This is a genomic window from Nocardia sp. Root136 (assembly GCF_001427185.1).
GTDB classification, from domain to species: Bacteria; Actinomycetota; Actinomycetes; order Mycobacteriales; family Mycobacteriaceae; genus Nocardia; species Nocardia salmonicida.
In genome coordinates, this window is record NZ_LMFE01000011.1 from 174,246 (window position 1) to 190,361 (window position 16,116).

The following is a 16,116-nucleotide window of genomic DNA, read 5'->3' on the forward strand; positions in this document are numbered from 1 at the left end:
CTGGAAACTGTTGCGCAAACTCGGCTTTCATCCCATTCGCAACAATGGAGACGCCCCACCGACAGTGAGAGTCCCCTAGACTGGGTGAGATTGCGGTCACAGCGGGGGTTTCGTCTAGAGGCCCGCATCAACCGGTACGGCTAGCAGAGGGGGCCCGATGCCCGAAAAATTCGTCGGCAGCGACGGAGAACACGAGCTACAGGACACGTTGGGAACCTCGGACAGGGCCGAGCGTTTCTACGACGACCAGGTGATCGACTACCTGAACCCCACAATGGTGGATTTCGTCGCCCGCATGGACATGGCCTTCATCGCCACCGCCGATTCACACGGGGAATGTGACTCCAGCTTCCGGGCGGGGCCGCCCGGATTTCTGCACGTGATCGACGATCGCACGATTGCGTACCCCGAGTATCGAGGTAACGGGGTGATGGCCAGCCTGGGCAATATCCTCGAGAACCCGCACGTCGGGATCCTGATGATCGACTTCGTTCGCGATCTCATCGGCCTGCACATCAACGGGAAAGCCCGCATGGTCGCCGACAGCGAGCTGCGCGGCACCGTCACCGACCTGCCACCTGCCGAGCGGGGGAAAACCTCGCAGGTGTGGGTCGTCGTCGATGTCGAGGAGGCCTACATCCACTGCCGCAAACACATTCCGCAGATGGTGCCGGTCGCGCGGGATCAGCGCGAATGGGGTACCGACAACGTGCGCGCCAAGGGTGGCGACTACTTCGGCGTCAAGGCGGGCCGACAGCATGTCGAGGCCAAAGCGGGCTGACTTATTTGATCTTGAAGATCACCGCACGCTGCACCACGAAGTTGATGACCGTTGCGGTGCCCTGCGCGACGACGAACGCGAGCGGCTGACGCCACCACTCGTCGGCCAGCGCGAAGTACATCGCCGCGTAGATCCCCACCTGCACGGCGAAGGTCACCGCGTACAGCGCGACCACCGCGAGGAACCGCGCCCTGCTCGGCTCGGCGTTGAACGTCCAGCGCCGATTGATCAGGTACGCGGTGGTCGTGCCCGCGATGAAGCTGATCGCCTTGGCGAGAACCTCCGGCAAACCGAGCACGTTCGACAGCAGGGCGAGCAGGCCGAAGTCGACGACAGCCGACAAACCACCGGTCAGCGTGAACCGCACGATCTGCGTCTTGAGGTCTACATCGGTCCCGCCTGGCTCGTCGACCAGGGGAATTTCGGCGGGCAGCGGCAGATGCGGTTGGGCTTGCACGTGAGGAAGACTACGAGACCGGTCGCTCCTCGCGCCATGCATGTAGCCTCTTAGCCGATGTCTGAGAACATTTCGACCACCAACGATGACGCGTTCGCGCTACCCACGCGCACCCGCAAGCTCACCGGTTGGGGTCGCACCGCACCCACCTCCGCCGAAGTGCTCTCGACCAGCGATCCGGAACTGATCGCCAAGGCCGTGAGCATGGTGGCGCAGGACAACGACTCGAAGCCGGCGCATCTGCGACGCGGCGTGATCGCGCGTGGCCTAGGCCGCTCTTACGGCGATCACGCCCAGAACGCGGGCGGGCTCGTCATCGACATGCCCGCGCTCAACCGCATCCACCGCATCGACCGCGATTCGCGCATGGTCGAGGTGGACGGCGGTGTGAGCCTGGACCAGCTGATGAAGGCCGCGCTGCCGTTCGGCCTGTGGGTGCCCGTGCTACCCGGTACTCGCCAGGTGACCATCGGCGGCGCCATCGCCTCCGATATCCACGGCAAGAACCACCACAGCGAGGGCAGCTTCGGCAACCACGTCCGCTCGATCGACCTGCTCACCGCCGACGGCGCGGTGCGCACGATCTCGCCGACCGAGGACGCCGAGCTGTTCTGGGCGACTGTCGGCGGCAACGGCCTGACCGGCATCATCCTGCGCGCCACCATCGAGATGGCGCCCACCGAGACCGCGTACTTCCTCAACGACGGCGTCAAGACCTCGACGCTGGACGAGACGATCGCGGCACACAGCGACGGCAGCGAAGCGGACTACACCTACTCGAGCGCGTGGTTCGACGTGATCAGTCCGCTGCCCAAGCTCGGTCGCAGCACGATCACCCGAGGCCGCCTCGCCAAGCTCGACGAGCTGCCCAAGAAGCTGCAGAAGAAGCCGCTCGCGTTCGACGCGCCCCACTTGATGACGGTGCCGGATATCTTCCCGAACTTCACCATGAACAAGCTGACGCTGTCGGCCGTCGGTGAGGCGTACTACGCCATGGGCGGGAACTACACCGGCAAGGTGCAGAATCTGACGCAGTTCTACCACCCGCTCGACATGATCTCGGAGTGGAACCGCGGCTACGGCTCCAACGGCTTTCTGCAGTACCAGTTCGTGGTGCCGACCGAGGCCGTCGAGGAATTCAAGCGGATCATCATCGACATCCAGGCGTCCGGGCACTACTCGGCGCTGAATGTGTTCAAGCTGTTCGGTCCGGGCAACCAGGCTCCCTTGAGCTTCCCGATGCCGGGCTGGAACATCTGCGTCGACTTCCCGATCAAGAAGGGCCTCAACGAGCTGGTCACCGATCTGGACCGGCGCGTGATGGAGTTCGGCGGGCGGCTGTACACCGCGAAGGACTCGCGCACTTCCGCCGAGGCGTTCCACAAGATGTACCCGCGGATCGACGAGTGGATCAAGGTCCGCCGCAGCGTCGACCCGAATGGCGTGTTCATGTCCGATATGGCCAGGAGGCTGGAGCTCCAGTGATCAACGCAGTTGGCAACCCGCAGACCATCCTGCTCTTCGGTGGCACCTCCGAGATCGGTCTCGCGATCTGCGCCGAGTACCTGCGCAAGAGCCCGGCCCGGGTCATCCTGGCGAACCTGCCCGGCGATCCGCTGCTCGAGAACGCCGTCACCACGCTGAAGGCCGCCGGCGCGACGCAGGTCGACGTCATCGACTTCGACGCGCTCGACACCGACTCGCACCCGAAGGTCGTCGATTCGGCGTTCGCCGCGGGTGACGTCGATGTCGCGATCGTGGCGTTCGGTGTGCTCGGCGATGCCGAGGAGCTGTGGCAGAACCAGCGCAAGGCGGTCATGACCGTCGGCATCAACTACACCGCCGGTGTCTCGGTGGGCGTGCTGGTCGGCGACAAGTTCAAGGCACAGGGCCACGGCCGGATCATCGTGATGTCCTCGGTGGCCGGTGAGCGCGTTCGCCGCTCCAACTTCGTCTACGGCTCCACCAAGGCGGGCCTGGACGGCTTCTACCTCGGCCTCGGCGAAGCGTTGCGCCCCTTCGGCCCTCGCGTCACCGTCATCCGCCCGATGCAGGTACGCACCTCGGCGACCAAGGCCCACTGGGAAGCCACCGGCTCCAAGGAAGCCCCGCTCACCGTCGACCCGGAAGACGTCGCCAAGCTCGCCGTCGCGGCCTCGGAGAAGGGCACCGAGATCGTCTGGGCCCCCGGCGAGGCCCGCTTCCTGATGTCGGCCCTGCGCCACGTGCCGCGCCCGATCTTCCGCAAGCTCCCGATCTGATCGACCGCGTTTCGGACTGCCGCATCATCCCCGGATGGTGCGGCAGTTCTGCGTTGGGGCTCCACTAGGCTGGCCCGGACCGTGGAGCACAGTGGAGCCGGAGGATTGCGCGCCGATGACGACCAATGACGAGGTGCGGGCGGGGCGCAGGATCTGGACCGGGGTCGGTGAAGGGGTCGCCGCCGCAGTGGTGGCACTCGTTGTCGCCGCGGTGGGACTGTTCGCGTTCTCGGCGGTGCAGTGGCCCGCGTTCAACTCCTCCCATGTGACTCGCGCCCTGACCACGGTGGGCCAGGTCGTTTCGATCGCGCTGCTGGTGGTCTCGGTGCTGTTGATCCGCCTGCGCAAGTGGCCGGTGGCGGCGAAACTGCTGTCCTGGGTGGGCATTTCGAGCTTCGTCACCATCACGCTGGGGATGCCGCTGGCCGCGACGAAGTTGTACCTGTTCGGTGTCTCGGTCGATCAGGAATTCCGGACCGAATATCTGACGCGGCTCACCGACAGCGCCGCTCTGCGCGATATGACCTATGTGGATCTGCCGCCGTTCTATCCGGCCGGGTGGTTCTGGATCGGCGGGCGCGTGGGCAACGTGCTCGGCCTGGACGGCTGGGAAGTGTTCAAGCCGTACGCGATCGGGCTGCTCGCCATTGCCGCCGCGGTGGCGCTGGTGTTGTGGATGCAATTGGTGCGGGCCGATATGGCGGTGGGGGCGGCTGCCGCTGTCACGGCGATGACGTTGGCTTACGCCTCGCCGGAGGCGTATGGCGCGGTGCTCGTGGTGTTCATTCCGCCGGTGCTGGTACTGGCATGGGGTGCGTTGCATCGTCGTTCCGGCGGGTGGGGCGCGGTGCTCGGAACCGGGGTGTTCCTCGGGGTGGCCGCGTGTTTCTACACGTTGTATCTGGCGATCGCGGCGTTCACCGTGGTGATCATGGGGGTGGTCGCGGCCGGGTTCGCGGTCTACTCGCAGCGGGCAGCCGGACGGCGGGCACACCGGGTCGGCGGAGCACGGGCCGGGTCGGCGGCCACTGACGGCGGAGCTGCTTCGATCAGTGCGTCGTCCGCGTGGCGTGCCGCGATCGCGCCACTGACCCGGCTGGCGTCCATCGGCGGTATCGCCGTCGTGCTGGCCCTCGTCGTGTGGACGCCGTATCTGCTGAAGATGCTGTCCGGTGCGAAGATGCCGTCCGGCAACGCATTCCACTACCTGCCCGAATCCGGCGCCCAGCTCGCGTTCCCGATGCTCGAGTTCTCCCTGCGCGGAGCGTTCTGCCTGCTCGGCGTGCTGTGGCTGGTGATTCGGGCCGGATCATCCAGGCGCGCACAGGCACTGGGCATCGGCGTCGTATCGATCTACCTGTGGACGCTGCTCTCGATGGCGGCGACCGCGGCGGGCACGACTCTGCTGTCCTTCCGACTCGAGCCGGTCCTGCTCGCACTGCTCGCCGCCGCCGGCGTTTTCGGCTTCGTCGAAGGCGCGACCGCCGTCTACCAGGCGTTGAACGAACCCGCCCCCTTGCGAACCGCCGCGGCGGCGATCGCCGTCCTCGGCGCTCTCGCCTTCGCCCAGATGATCCCCACCGTCCTCACCCACGAGATCGACACCGCCTACACCGACACCGTGCCCACCGATGTCCCGAATGCCGACGGCACCTACGGAGAACGCGCCGACAAGCGCAAGCCCTCCGCCGTCGCGTACTACCACGCCGTCGACGAGGCCATCCTGGCCCGAACCGGCAGGCCCCGCGACGAATCCGTCGTCCTCACCGCCGACACCACCTTCCTGGCCTTCTACCCCTACTGGGGCTTCCAGGCCCTCACCTCCCACTACGCGAACCCCTTGTCCGACTTCAAGGCTCGCGCCGCCACCATCGCCGACTGGAGCAAGCTCCCCGACTCCCCCGCTCTGATCGAAGCACTGTCGAAGTCCCCGTGGCGGGCCCCCGACGCCTTCCTCTTCCGTAGCGACGGCGACAACTACACCCTGCGCCTGGCCGAAGACGTCTACCCGAACGACCCGAACGTCAAGCGCTACACGGTGTCGTTCCCCAAGTCCCTGTTCACCGATCCCGCCTTCACCGCCACCGAGATCGGTCCCTTCACCCTGATTACCGTGCGCTGATCCGAGGCCACGTTCGGCCGATCCCCGTTCACGCAGCGGTGCGGCCGAGATAGTGGAGGAGTTCGGCGGTGGGCGTGGTTGCCGGTCCTTCGACGATCGGGGCGTAGGCGCCCCACTGCCGGAGGGGTTCGATGATCTCGGCGTCGGCGCCCGAACCGGGGGCCGGGTGGATCGTGCGGGCGGCCGCGAGAAGGTGGGCCGACAGTTCGTCGGTGAGGGGCGACGGCTGACCGGTGGCGATCGCGATGTCCCAGGCGTGGACCGCCGCGTCGAGAGCGGCGAGGGTGGCCGCGACGGGGGTGGGGAGATCGCCGTGCGGGAGAGGCGTGGGCACGGTGGCGGTGTCGGCGGAGACCGTGGCCCAGGCCGCGGCGGTCTGGTCGATGGCTTCGCGGACCAGCGCGGCGGCGGTGCCGTCGATGGCGCCGGAGGGGTCGAAGGGGTTGTAGGACGGGCCGGGGCCGACTCCGAGGGCCGCGGCGTAGGCGAGTTGATCGCCCGCGGCGTGCTGGATGACCTGGGTGACGGTCCAGTCCGAGCAGGGCGTGGGCAGGTCCCACTGGTCGTCGGCGATACCGGCGACAGCGTCGCTGAGGGCCTGGTAGGAGGTGGCGACCACGTCGCGCCAGACGGTTTCGAGGGCTGCGGTGCTGTTCATGATGGTGCCTTTCGTTTCGGTGATGACTCCAGCCTAGAAACCTATTAGGCTCGTTTCTTTCCTATATTCTTTTCCGAGGTGAAAAATGGCTGCGACCACCCCGCGCGTCCTGCGTCTGCTCGCCCTGCTCCAGAACCGCGACTACACCGGCCGCGAACTCGCCGAGCGCCTCGACATCACCGAACGCACCGTGCGCAACGACATTTCGCGACTCCGCGAACTCGGCTATCCCGTGCACGCGGAACGCGGTGCGATCGGCGGCTATCGCCTCGGCCGAGGCGCGACCATGCCGCCGCTACTGCTCGACGACGAGGAAGCCGTCGCGGTCGCGCTGTCCATCGCCGTCGCCCACGACGGCTCACTCGCCGTCTCCGACATCGGCGACCAGCTCACCCGAGCACTGCGCAAGATCGAACAGATCCTCCCGAAACGCCTGCAGCGCAAGGTCTCCGCGCTGCGCGATGCCACCGAGATCGGCCCGGCCACCACTGGCTCACGCGAACCGGACGCACCGGTCGCCACGGGCATCCTCACCACCCTCGCCGACGCCGTCCGCCGCACCACCGCCGTCACCGTCGAAACATCCGACGGCGCAACAGAGCTCGAGCCCTACCGGCTGATCAACTGGCAACGCCGCTGGTACCTCGTCGCCTACAGCATGAGCACCCATGACTGGACGGCCCTCCCAGCTGCCGGGATCACCCGGGCCGAGGCCGGCGCTCGCGTGTTCGCCCCGCGCGCACTTCCGGACGACGACCTCGTCGCCTTCGTCATGCGCCACATCGCGTCCACCGGCTGGCGCGTGCACGCCCGCGTCACCGTCCTCGAACCGGCCGAGACCGTCATCGCCAGGATCAACCCGGCGGTCGGTGTGGTCGAGCCCATCGACGAGCACAGTTGTGTGCTGCTCACCGGCGCCGACGCGATGGAGACGATCGCGATCTACCTCAGCATGTTGATGATGGATTTCCGCGTCGACGGCCCGCCGGAACTGGTCGCGCACCTGCGCACCCTGGCCCGCCGCTACACCGAATCGGTCGCACCGTGACGCGGTGCCGATCGTGTCCGATCCGTGCCGGAACCAGGTGTTCATCCGGCCCTACGGCACTACACTGACGGGTGCGGCACGGTCGTCGCCGACGGAGCGCACAACCCCATCGGCGGCTGTTGGAATCAGATCCTGCACGTCACGGGTCCCGGCGACCCGCTACCGGAGGAGGACGTATGTCCGATCCGTTGCACACGAGGGTGTGCCTCACCGGCCTGAACTGCTCCTGCCCGAGCATCAGTGTTTTCCTGGTGCCCGAACCGCTGGTTCTGGGCGGGCAGATGATGCACCTGCTCGAACAGGCCCCGGTCGCCGGGCGAATACTCGAACCCACCCCCGACACCGAACTGATCGACCTGATCCAGGCCGTGCGCACGCCGCTGGACACCCGTGGGCTCGCTCGCGCGCAGCAGGTCGCGTTCTCCGGTCCGCGCCACGATCCGCCGGTCGCGCGGGAGGTTCTGCACGACCATCTCATCGAAGAACCCGCGCCGTGGGGGCTCGATGTGGACGATCCGGCCGAGCTCACCCGGCTGGCGATGCTGCCCGAACGGCGCATCGGCGTGCGCCGCATCGATGATTTCCAGGCGCATTCGGTCCGCCAGGCGATGGAGGCCGTCTATCGGTATTTCGCGATCGACCAGCGCATTCCCCTGGTCTATCACGGCTTCGCCGACCCGCGCGATGGCTGGTTCGCGCTGCGCGCATCGGCGGCGTGAGCCGATCGCCGTGGTGTGACGGCGTCGACCCTGTGTCTATCGACACCCGATAGCTACTGGTGTGCGGGAGCTCGATAGACCACAATATGTCCGGTCAGTGTCAACAAACCGCGCGGTCGGTGTCGCGGGGCGAGTACGCTGCGAAATGTTGGAAGTTCGGCCGACCGAAATCAGGTTTTGGTAGCGCTGATCGGTACGGATGCAGAGGTATAGCTATGACGCTCAACCGACCGGAGCGGATCGATCTTTTGTTGACACGGACGCAACGTCTCGGCCGTGAACCCGAACCGCGCGAGCAGCTCGACTCACTCGCCGCGATCGAACGGGTCGTCATCGACGCCACCATCGCCCTGCTCGCACCCGGCCAGAAATTCGCACTGCTGTGGTCGCTGCAGGTCGGCGAGCAGACCGTCGCCGGGGTACAGATCAAAGAGCGCAATGGAACGGTCACCAACCTGATGCCGCCCACCGAGGTGCTCGAATACCTGACCGATCACAAGCGCATGTCCTACGACCCCGAGACCGGGGCCTGGCTCAGCGCCGAGATCTTCATCGCGGGCCCCACGCGATACAAGACCAACTACTCCACCGTCGCCGTCGCGGACTGGATGCCGGAGGTCTCGGCCGACGACCTCCGCGCCGAATTCGCCGCCTTCCCGCGCCCCGACACCGAGATCCCCGACTGGGCCCGAACCCAGCTCGACTGGGCCGACCGCCGTACCGGTTAGGCCCTGCGCGGCTGAAAAACGCTGTCGCGCCCGGGCTCATCAGGAGCGGCGCCGACCCGCGCACAGGTTCGATGGCTAGCATCAGTCCCCGTGCGACCGGACCGATCTGAACGAGCGTTCACCCGATACCGCCTGATCGCCCTTGTCTGTGGGCTGCTCGGGTTCGTGCTTGCCCTGCTCACACCGCTGTTGCCGGTGCGCCAGGACCGCGCGAGCCTGGACTGGCCGCAGGCGGGCGCGACCAGCGTCGAGGCACCGCTGGTGTCGTATGTGCCGCAGCGGCTCGACGCGCAGCTGCCGTGCACCATGCTGAGTGGGCTGCCCGGCCCCGGCGCGGAGAACCCGAGCACGACCACCCTGTTGACGACGATTCCGGTCGCCTCCGGCAAAGCCGACCGCGGGCTGAGCGTCACCGTGCGCGACGGCGTGGTGGGCGTGCAGGCGCGCGATGTGCCGATGCTGTCGGCGCCGATCGCCGAGATCGGTGGGTGTGAGCGGATCAGCATCGTCTCGACCATCGAGGCGACGACCGTCGAGTTCGTCGGCGCCGCGCGCCAGGACGGCACCCCGTTCCGCAACACCGTCACCGTCGACAAGCGCCCGCAGATCGTCGGCGTCTACACCGACCTCGACGCGGCGGCCCTCACCGGCGCCCGGCTGCACGCCGATATCGACTCCCGCTTCACCTCGACGCCGACCACGCTGAAACTCGTGGCGATGATCGGCGCCGGGGTCTTCACCCTGCTCGCGTTGATCGCGCTGCACCTGCTCGACACCGCCGACGGCCGCCGCGCGCGACGCTTCCTGCCCCGGCACTGGTGGCGGATCACCCCCACCGACGTGGTGGTGGTCGTGACGCTGCTCGGCTGGCATGTGATCGGCGCCAACACCTCCGACGACGGCTACATCCTCAATATGGCGCGCGCGTCGGGCCCGTCGGGGTACATGGCGAACTACTACCGCTGGTTCGGCGTGCCGGAGGCCCCGTTCGGCTGGTCCTACGAACTGCTCGCCTGGATGACGAAGGTCTCCGACGCCAGCCCGTGGATGCGCCTGCCCGCCCTCGCCGCCGGACTGGTCTGCTGGGCGGTGATCAGCCGAGAAGTGCTGCCCCGCCTCGGTGCGCGCGTGCGCCGCGACAAGGTGGCGCTGTGGACGGCGGGCCTGGTGTTCCTCGCCTTCTGGCTCCCCTACGACAACGGCCTTCGCCCCGAACCGCTGATCGCGGCGGGCGCCCTGCTCACCTGGTGCCTCATCGAACGCGCCATCGCCACCGCGCGACTGCTGCCCGCCGCCCTGGCCGTCCTCGTGGCTGCGTTCTCGCTGGCGGCAGGCCCGACCGGCCTGATCTGCATCGCCGCGCTGCTCGCGGGCACCCGCCCGGTCATGCAGATCATCATCAAACGCGCGCAAGGTCTGCGACCACGCCGAATCGCCGCCGACAATGCGGTCGACGCCGCCGACCAGAGTTCCGCGCCTGCCGGCCGTAAGCCCGAGCGATTCTCACTGGGCACCAAGATCTTCCGTTATGCCGCGCTCCTGGCCCCCGGCGTCGCGGCGGGCACACTGGTGCTCATCATCGTCTTCGCCGACCAGACGCTGGCCACCGTCATGGAAGCCACCCGAGTCCGCACCCTCGTCGGCCCGAACGTCGCCTGGTTCGACGAACGCACCCGCTGGGACTCGCTGTTCATGCTCTCCCCCGACGGCTCGCTGGCCCGTCGTTTCGGCGTCCTGGTGATGCTGCTGTGCCTGCTCGTCTGCATCCTGCAGGTCCTGCGCAAGGGCCGCATTCGCGGCACCTCACGCGGCCCCTCGGTGCGCATCCTCGGCATCGTCTTCGCGGCACTCCTGCTGATGATGTGGACGCCGACCAAGTGGACCCACCACTTCGGCGTCTACGCGGGCCTCGCGGGCTCGCTGGCGGCCTTGGCGGCGGTGGCTGTGGGTACCAACGGAATTCGCGCCCCCCGCAATCGCTCGCTGTTCGCGGCGGCCGTTCTGTTCCTGCTCGCGATGACCTTCACCGGGTCCAACGGTTGGTGGTACGTGTCCAGCTACGGCGTGCCGTTCTGGGACAAGGCGCCGATGGTGGCGGGCAAGGGCGTGTCGACCCTGTTCCTCGGACTCAGCATCCTCGCCCTCCTCGTCGCGCTGTATTTCCACCTGCGCGACCCCTACCGAACCCCTTCCGATACCGGCCGTTTCGATCGCTTCGCGACCATGCCGCTGACCATCGCCGCGGCCCTGCTCGTGCTGTTCGAGGTGGCGTCGATGGCCAAGGGGGCCATCACCCAGTACCCCGCCTATTCCATCGCGAAGTCGAATATCAATTCGCTGCAGGGCAATACGTGCGGCCTCGCCAATGACGTTCTGGTGGAAACGAATACCGCCGATTCACTGCTCACCCCCTACACCGGCGCCCCCGCCGACGGGCTGAACGCCGAATCCACCGGCTTCACCCCGGACGGCGTAGCCGACGACCTCACCGCCGATGCCGACGAAACCGTGGTCGGCGGCGCCAACTCGGTCGACAACGATTCCGCCAACAAGACCACCAAGACCACCGGCGCGGGCACCGGCGGCGGCACCAGCGCCGAACCCGGCATCAACGGCAGCACCGTCGCCCTGCCCTTCGGCCTCGACCCCGCCCGCACCCCGGTCCTCGGCTCCTTCCAGGACGGCGTGCAGCAGCAGGCGAAGCTGACCTCACAGTGGTATCGCGTCGACCTCGGCGACAGCATGCGCGACGATCCCGCCTATCAGGCCCTCGTGGTCACCGCGGCCGGGCGGATCCGCTACGTCGATACCGACGGCGTGGTTCACTACGGCCAGGATCTGCGCCTGGAATACGGCACCCGCGCCGCCGACGGTTCCGTCGAGGTCACCGGCTCGGTCGCGCCGATGGATATCGGGCCCGCCCCGTCGTGGCGCAACCTGCGCGTGCCGATCGATCAGCTGCCCGTCGGCGTGAACGCGGTGCGCCTGGTCGCCGCCGACAACGACATCACCGGCAAGCAGTGGCTCGCGGTCACACCGCCGCGCCTGCCGAAACTGGCCACCCTGGACTCGGTGGTCGGCCGGACGGACCCGGTGCTGCTCGACTGGCACGTCGGCCTCGCGTTCCCCTGCCAGCGTCCGTTCGAGCACCACGACGGCGTCGCGGAGGCCCCACAGTGGCGGATCATGCCCGACAGGGTCGGTTCGGACGCGTCCAACGCGTGGCAGGACGACATCGGCGGCGGCCCGCTCGGGTGGACAAATCTGCTGTTGAAGGCCGAGACTGTGCCCACCTATCTCGACCACGATCTCGGCCGTGACTGGGGCTCGCTGGAGCGGTTCACGCCGTATCAGCCCGCACCGCCCGCGAAGATCGGCGTGACTGTGATCGATCAGACAGGACGAGCCAAAGAACCGGCAATTCGGGCACAGTAGGACTACGTAGTGACACTGGCAGCGTAAGGGCAGTGACCGGGCACTGGCGCAGGTCTCTCATGAAACCTTCAGTGCCCGTTAGGGTTTCGATTTGATGAAACACCTGTAAATGACATGGTAAAGGTCCTGTGCCTGCACGTTTGAGCACGTACCCTTGTGGGTATGACAGGAGCCTTCGATGACATGGATCTACGAGATCTCGTCGAGTTGCTCAGCAACGACGAGAAGCAAGAACTACGACCGGCCGTAATGCGGGTACTGGAAAGACTGCCTTCACAAGAGGTATTACGCCGCGACCTGAACCGTCGCATGCTCAACGTCTGACTCCTGTCCCTCATACGACCACAAAGGCGCGGACCACATCATGTGATCCGCGCCTTTAACTTTGGCGGCTGGCGCCGCGAATTCTCGGCCCTGTGGGCCTCGATCTTCCCTCCCTACGGGTACTCCTTCGTCGCACCCTTCGGTCAGTCCAGATCGAGGCGGCCGAGAACTACAAGACCTCCATGGCTAGAAGACCCGCAGGGGGCCCGGGCTCCACAGCCCGTTGCGCGGCGCGGTGCCGGTCTCCAGCTCGGCGGGCGTGGCCTGCGCGTACTGGTCGTAGCGTTCCAGCGAGCCCCAGTCGCGGGCCCAGTCGTCCTTCAGATAGGTCGGGATGGTGACCCGGCTCGCCAACATCTGCGTCATGCCGAGCGGACCACCGAACTCCTGCGCCTGCCAGGTGTCGGTCGACGAGATCGCCAGCGGACGGTCCGGCAGGATCCGGTAGTTCGCCACCTCGGCCACGCCGTTCTTGTGCGCGAACGGACGCTGGCACGGGAACTGCAGACCGACGGCCCAGTCCAGCAGGACCGGCTGGTCACGGCCGATGAACGTGTCCAGAGTCTGCAGCTTCGGCACCCGAGGCGGGGTGAACGCCAGCCACTGATCGCCGATCAGGATCGGGTCGTTGACCATCACGCGCACCGCGTTCACCTCGGCCGGGAGGTCGGCCAGCGGCACCCGCAGGTTGCGCCACGACGGGGCGGGGCCGATATCGCGCGGCTGGTAGGCGCCGAGCGTGGTGACACTGCCGTCGGGGTTGCGGGTGCCGTATTCGACGAACAGCGCCTGGCCGTACTTGTCGGAGCCCGAGTCGTCCTTGGAAGCGATGCGACCGGCCGCGCTGATCACGACCAGCGGCGAGTCGTCCGAGCGGGCGGGCAGACCGTACCAGGCCGATTCCAGGTGGGCCGGCTGCTGCATGCCCTCCTGGTAGGAGCCCAGAAGCGGGGTCTGGGCCGGGTCGAGGCCGAACGGCAGCGCCACGGTCGAACCGTTGATGCCGCGTGCGCCCTCGCCGCCGCCGGTGCCCGCGCTCTCGCCTTCGGCGAAGGCCGCGCCCACCGACTGGTTGCTGGTGTTACCGGTGCCCGGCTTCACCTCGACCGCGTCGGCCGACAGGTCGCTGGGCACGCCGTTGGGGGTGAACCCGACCGCGCCGGTGCCGGCGAGCGGGTCGTTGGGGTCGGTGAACGGACGGGCCGGGTCGACGATCGGGTCGAGCCTGCCGCCGTTCGGGTCGGGTTCGACCAGCACGTCGTTGGCCAGGCCACACGAGTTGTTGCTCAGCGCGTCGATGTTGGAGCGGCCGAGCGAGTAGCCGGGGTACTGCTGCGTCGCGCCCTTGACCAGCGAGAGGACCTCGAACAGCACCATCAGACCGACCACGATGGTCAGCGGGATAGCGGCGAACTTGCGAATCCTTCTGCCGCGCGCGGTCTTCGCCGAAGGCACCGGCTTCACGTAATCCTCGCGCAGCGCGTACCAGCCGACCAGCGCCAAGGCCACGCCGAACAGGATCAGCATCACGGTGTTGGAGTTGATGCCGCTCACCGAGATGGTCCTGTCGAACCACGGCACCCCGTAACTGGACACGTACCAGTAGCCATTGATGCCCGAGAACGACAGCGCGAGCACGAACAGCAATCCGGCCAGGAAGATCGCCCGATTCTTGCGTGACCGCAGCGCGCTCTGCGACACCGCCACCGCGGTCACCGCCGCGAGCCCACCCGCGATGCCCGCGTAGGCGCCGAAGTGGTGGGTCCACTTGGTGGGGTTGAACATCATGAAGAAGATCGTGCCGAAGACGATTCCCATCAGACGCCAGGTCGGACCCGACGCGATCCCCGGTACCTGACGGCGGCGCAGCAGCACCAGCAGCGTCGTGAACAGGCACAGCAGCATCACCAGGAAGGCGAAACGGCGAGCCAGCGAGCCGTCGACGGTCTCGACGAACATGTAGTAGTAGCGCAGGTAGTCCTCGTACCAGGCCAGGTTCGGGCCGGTGGCCTGACGCACCCGGTTGGCTTCCTGGATGCCCGCGAAGGTCTGGTCGCCGTAGACGACCGTGAGCACGAGCACGCCCGCCGACGCGATCGGAGCCAGCAGCGCGAGCGTGCCGAACTCGCGATGCCGGCGCACGATGATCCGCACCAGCGGCCGGATACCGGCCAGCAGCGCGGCGATACACATCAGGCCGGTGGGCGCGGCGGCGAGAGTGAACGCCGCGATCAGCACCGCGATGCCGGCGGGCAGCAGTCGGCCGGTGGCGATGGCGCGTTCGATGGAAACCCAGGTGAGCAGCGCGCCCAGGGCCACGATCGGCTCCGAACGCAGGCCGTTGTCGAACGGCAGCCAGAACGCCAGGAACACCAGTCCACCGGTCCACAGCGCCACCTGAGAGCGCTTCACGGCGTTGCCGAGGCGGGGCACCACCTCGCGGCTGATCACCATCCAGCACAGGATCGCGCAGATCAGCGCGGGCACGCGCACCCACGGGCTGGCCGTGGAGATCTCCGCGAACACCTGGATGACGTAGTAGTACCAGCCGAACGGTGCCTCGGGGACGCCGTACCAGCGGAAGTAGTTGGCCATATAACCCGCGTCGGGGGCCACGCGCACCATCGACAGGATGTAGCCGTCGTCGGAGGTGTTGGCGCCGACGAAATGCCAGACCAGCAGCGTGCCGACCACCGCGCCGTCAGCCCAGGTCGGCTTCAGCCAGTTGCGCGGCAGGAAGCGGCGGTGCCCACGCCCGTCACTGCCGTCGAGACGACCGAGCGCGCCGAGCGCCAGCAGGGTGCACAGCACGGCCGCGATGATCGCCACCAGCTTGATCAGCGACGGGCTCGACGAGAAGCGGGTGTCGATCGTCGAGGTCAGCGAGAGACCCGGCGGCACCGCGCCTTCGAGATCGGTGAACACGCCGACGATCTGGGGCCGCAGGTCACCGGCGAGCTGCCCCTGCACGGGCACCTGCACGGTTTCCACCACGCCCGGCTGACCGGCGACCGGCCGCTCGACCTGCTTGCTCAGCCCCACGAACTCCGCACTCGTGCGGTTCTGATCGGAACTGATCCGGATCGCCGAGCACCCGTCCATCGCCGACCGGTCCGCCGAGGCGACCACCGCGTTGCGATCCACCACGTCGACGGCCGTATCGGAGACGCGCACGAACAGCGCCTCCAGAGCCGCGCGATCGCCCTGCGGCGGCGCGGTCGCCAGCAGCATGCCGCCCTGTTCCGGCAGCGTCGCCACGGCCGAACACGGGATCGACACATTCAGGTCGATCGGCACCTGCGACATCAGCGGTGCGGCCACGTTCGCGAGCGTGCCGTTCTGCGGCCAGTTCAGTTGCGCGGTCGTCTGGGTGACCGGAAGAAACGGCGTGGCCACCGCGAACAGGGCACCGAGAATCCCGGCGACCATCGCGATCCATCGCGCGATCCGGAAGTCCTTCGCGGAGGCCACCGGTTCGGCAGGAGGCTTGGTAAGAACGGCTGTAGCGGCGTCTGGCACGGTTCGACATGCTATCTGTCCCTCGGTACTTGTGAGGGGTCGCACGCCTTAGTAGTGGACTTCC

The 16,116-nt window shown here is 67.4% G+C and carries 12 protein-coding genes; 9 read left to right on the forward strand and 3 right to left on the reverse strand.

Translation table 11 applies throughout. From position 1 onward, the window contains the following. The first annotated feature begins 157 nt into the window (after positions 1 to 157). A complete protein-coding gene (locus ASD42_RS28490; protein ID WP_056822236.1) occupies positions 158 to 781 on the forward strand; it encodes a pyridoxamine 5'-phosphate oxidase family protein in 624 nt (207 codons plus the stop codon). 1 nt (position 782) lies between these two features. Here ASD42_RS28490 and ASD42_RS28495 read toward each other — a convergent pair whose 3' ends face one another. Continuing rightward, positions 783 to 1,280: a GtrA family protein gene (locus tag ASD42_RS28495; RefSeq protein ID WP_084787348.1), complete on the reverse strand. Its 498-nt coding sequence runs from the start codon at positions 1,278 to 1,280 to the stop codon at positions 783 to 785. A 15-nt stretch (positions 1,281 to 1,295) separates the two neighbouring features. Between ASD42_RS28495 and ASD42_RS28500 the strand changes: the two genes are divergently transcribed. The 3 genes from ASD42_RS28500 to ASD42_RS28510 all read left to right on the forward strand — a co-directional run bounded on the left by ASD42_RS28500 (position 1,296) and on the right by ASD42_RS28510 (position 5,621). Then, the gene (locus ASD42_RS28500; protein ID WP_056822239.1) at positions 1,296 to 2,723 is read left to right on the forward strand and encodes an FAD-binding oxidoreductase; all 1,428 of its coding nucleotides are present in this window, start codon (positions 1,296 to 1,298) and stop codon (positions 2,721 to 2,723) included. Beyond that, positions 2,720 to 3,499 carry a decaprenylphospho-beta-D-erythro-pentofuranosid-2-ulose 2-reductase gene (locus tag ASD42_RS28505; protein ID WP_056822241.1) on the forward strand — a complete coding sequence of 260 codons (780 nt, stop codon included), beginning with the start codon at positions 2,720 to 2,722 and terminating at the stop codon, positions 3,497 to 3,499. Before ASD42_RS28500 ends, ASD42_RS28505 begins: the two co-directional genes overlap by 4 nt. Positions 3,500 to 3,614: 115 nt before the next feature. Then, positions 3,615 to 5,621, forward strand: a complete 2,007-nt coding sequence (locus ASD42_RS28510; RefSeq protein WP_056822245.1) for a galactan 5-O-arabinofuranosyltransferase — start codon at positions 3,615 to 3,617, stop codon at positions 5,619 to 5,621. A gap of 28 nt (positions 5,622 to 5,649) precedes the next feature. Here ASD42_RS28510 and ASD42_RS28515 read toward each other — a convergent pair whose 3' ends face one another. Further along, the gene (locus ASD42_RS28515; RefSeq protein WP_056822248.1) at positions 5,650 to 6,279 is read right to left on the reverse strand and encodes a TIGR03086 family metal-binding protein; all 630 of its coding nucleotides are present in this window, start codon (positions 6,277 to 6,279) and stop codon (positions 5,650 to 5,652) included. Between the two features lie 85 nt (positions 6,280 to 6,364). Between ASD42_RS28515 and ASD42_RS28520 the strand changes: the two genes are divergently transcribed. The 5 genes from ASD42_RS28520 to ASD42_RS34625 all read left to right on the forward strand — a co-directional run bounded on the left by ASD42_RS28520 (position 6,365) and on the right by ASD42_RS34625 (position 12,533). Next, positions 6,365 to 7,327 (forward strand): helix-turn-helix transcriptional regulator, encoded by a 963-nt coding sequence (locus tag ASD42_RS28520; RefSeq protein ID WP_056822251.1) that lies wholly within the window; start codon positions 6,365 to 6,367, stop codon positions 7,325 to 7,327. Positions 7,328 to 7,503: 176 nt separating this feature from the next. Further along, positions 7,504 to 8,046 carry a hypothetical protein gene (locus ASD42_RS28525; RefSeq protein WP_056822254.1) on the forward strand — a complete coding sequence of 181 codons (543 nt, stop codon included), beginning with the start codon at positions 7,504 to 7,506 and terminating at the stop codon, positions 8,044 to 8,046. 215 nt (positions 8,047 to 8,261) lie between these two features. Next, positions 8,262 to 8,774, forward strand: a complete 513-nt coding sequence (locus ASD42_RS28530) for a hypothetical protein (protein WP_056822258.1) — start codon at positions 8,262 to 8,264, stop codon at positions 8,772 to 8,774. A gap of 90 nt (positions 8,775 to 8,864) precedes the next feature. Next, a complete protein-coding gene (locus ASD42_RS28535; RefSeq protein WP_056822261.1) occupies positions 8,865 to 12,209 on the forward strand; it encodes an arabinosyltransferase domain-containing protein in 3,345 nt (1,114 codons plus the stop codon). A gap of 162 nt (positions 12,210 to 12,371) precedes the next feature. After that, a complete protein-coding gene (locus ASD42_RS34625) occupies positions 12,372 to 12,533 on the forward strand; it encodes a hypothetical protein (protein ID WP_156677619.1) in 162 nt (53 codons plus the stop codon). A 186-nt stretch (positions 12,534 to 12,719) separates the two neighbouring features. On the opposite strand, the gene ASD42_RS28540 is transcribed toward ASD42_RS34625, so the two are convergent. Next, positions 12,720 to 16,052, reverse strand: coding sequence for an arabinosyltransferase domain-containing protein (locus ASD42_RS28540; protein ID WP_056822263.1), 3,333 nt, complete (start codon positions 16,050 to 16,052; stop codon positions 12,720 to 12,722). Positions 16,053 to 16,116: the final 64 nt, after the last annotated feature.

What these genes read in the sequence shown, in the direction of transcription:
- ASD42_RS28490 (WP_056822236.1), top strand. Translation starts at nt 158, where the DNA reads ATGCCCGAAAAATTCGTCGGCAGCGACGGAGAACACGAGCTACAGGAC.
- ASD42_RS28495 (WP_084787348.1), bottom strand. Translation starts at nt 1,280, where the DNA reads ATGCATGGCGCGAGGAGCGACCGGTCTCGTAGTCTTCCTCACGTGCAA.
- ASD42_RS28500 (WP_056822239.1), top strand. Translation starts at nt 1,296, where the DNA reads ATGTCTGAGAACATTTCGACCACCAACGATGACGCGTTCGCGCTACCC.
- ASD42_RS28510 (WP_056822245.1), top strand. Translation starts at nt 3,615, where the DNA reads ATGACGACCAATGACGAGGTGCGGGCGGGGCGCAGGATCTGGACCGGG.
- ASD42_RS28515 (WP_056822248.1), bottom strand. Translation starts at nt 6,279, where the DNA reads ATGAACAGCACCGCAGCCCTCGAAACCGTCTGGCGCGACGTGGTCGCC.
- ASD42_RS28520 (WP_056822251.1), top strand. Translation starts at nt 6,365, where the DNA reads ATGGCTGCGACCACCCCGCGCGTCCTGCGTCTGCTCGCCCTGCTCCAG.
- ASD42_RS28525 (WP_056822254.1), top strand. Translation starts at nt 7,504, where the DNA reads ATGTCCGATCCGTTGCACACGAGGGTGTGCCTCACCGGCCTGAACTGC.
- ASD42_RS28530 (WP_056822258.1), top strand. Translation starts at nt 8,262, where the DNA reads ATGACGCTCAACCGACCGGAGCGGATCGATCTTTTGTTGACACGGACG.
- ASD42_RS34625 (WP_156677619.1), top strand. Translation starts at nt 12,372, where the DNA reads ATGACAGGAGCCTTCGATGACATGGATCTACGAGATCTCGTCGAGTTG.